Origin of the sequence: Methylobacter luteus IMV-B-3098 (assembly GCF_000427625.1) — a bacterium.
GTDB lineage: Bacteria > Pseudomonadota > Gammaproteobacteria > Methylococcales > Methylomonadaceae > Methylobacter > Methylobacter luteus.
The window spans coordinates 1-1125 of the sequence record NZ_KE386570.1; the positions used below are offsets into that span (position 1 = coordinate 1).

General features: G+C 48.7%; 2 protein-coding genes and 1 pseudogene. 1 reads left to right on the top strand and 2 read right to left on the bottom strand.

Going from position 1 to position 1125, the window contains the following annotated elements; genetic code table 11:
• A partial coding sequence (locus METLU_RS28870; RefSeq protein ID WP_036244110.1) for a hypothetical protein occupies positions 1-217 on the top strand: 217 nt, incomplete at its 5' end.
• A 377-nt stretch (positions 218-594) separates the two neighbouring features.
• Here the strand turns inward: METLU_RS28870 and METLU_RS0123540 are convergent.
• Positions 595-861 (bottom strand): annotated as a pseudogene (locus tag METLU_RS0123540) (ATP-binding protein); the annotation flags it as partial.
• Between the two features lie 18 nt (positions 862-879).
• Positions 880-1125 (bottom strand): transposase (locus tag METLU_RS27000; RefSeq protein WP_196806645.1); only part of this gene is annotated, 246 nt, incomplete at its 5' end.

The window sequence follows — 1125 nt, forward strand, 5'->3', positions numbered from 1 at the left end:
CATGGTGCAGTGCGTCTGCTCTCAACAGAATGACAGGCCTGGGTATGCCTGTGTCTATCAAAATCTAGTGCAAAAGCTAGAAATGATGTGCTTCGGCCAAATTTCGATTTATTCAACAACGCCCAGACTGTATGACTTCTACACAAAGCGCCTGCAGCAGCCTGCCCCCGGTCGGGTTTTGCGCCTTAGTGCCGATAAGGCCAATAATCAGCAGTAAGCCTTAGTAAGGATTAATGATTTCAGCGAACTGCCGAAAAATTTTTTCATTATGGTGGCCGGCTTCCCCCAAGCCGTAGTTATTCAGGCGAGGCGACCGTCGCCGCTCATCGCCGTACTCGGCGCCCTGGGCGGTTTATTGCCATGAAACAGAGCGGATGCAACATCCAGATGTGCTGCAGTTATATCATAGACTTAATTAGAGTCCGCTCAAAAACTACAACTCATTGATATCAATATTATTACGTCCAAAAATAGCCTTTCAGGAGCAAGTCTCCTCGGTCGCTGTTCCGGCTCAGCTAGAAGCTGCCTTGGAATTGTCAATGGCCAACAGAATTGAGCCAGTTTCGGCCATTAAAATTGAGCCACTTTTCCCGGTTAATATGAATTGTTTAGCTTCGATTTCAGCCGATAACTTTCCCCTCCGAGCATAAAAATATGTGAGTGATGGATAATGCGGTCGACGATGGGCACGGCCACATTGTCATCAAAAAAGAACTCGCCCCAATCGGTGAACGCCTTGTTGGTGGTCAGGATGATCGGCCGGTATTCATACAGCGCGTTGATGAGCTGAAACAGGTTGTGCATGCCCTGCTTGTTCATCGGCAGATAGCCCAGCTCGTCAATGATCAGGCAATCGAACTTAGAGCTTGTTTGAAAAGTCTATGTTGTCTTGGCTAACCTCCTGATCATGAGCTGAATCATGGCAATTCGAATCCAGGTTTCCGAGGTCTCGCATAACGCCTCAAAGTCCTTGCTTAAGCGGCGGGAACGATTCAGCCAACCAAACGTACGTTCCACAATCCAGCGCCATTGCAGGACTTTGAAGCCACTTTTGCGAGGCCGTTTCACGATCGAAAGTACCCGCTGGAGATTCGTGGATACCCAGTCCACCAGTTTGCCGGCATA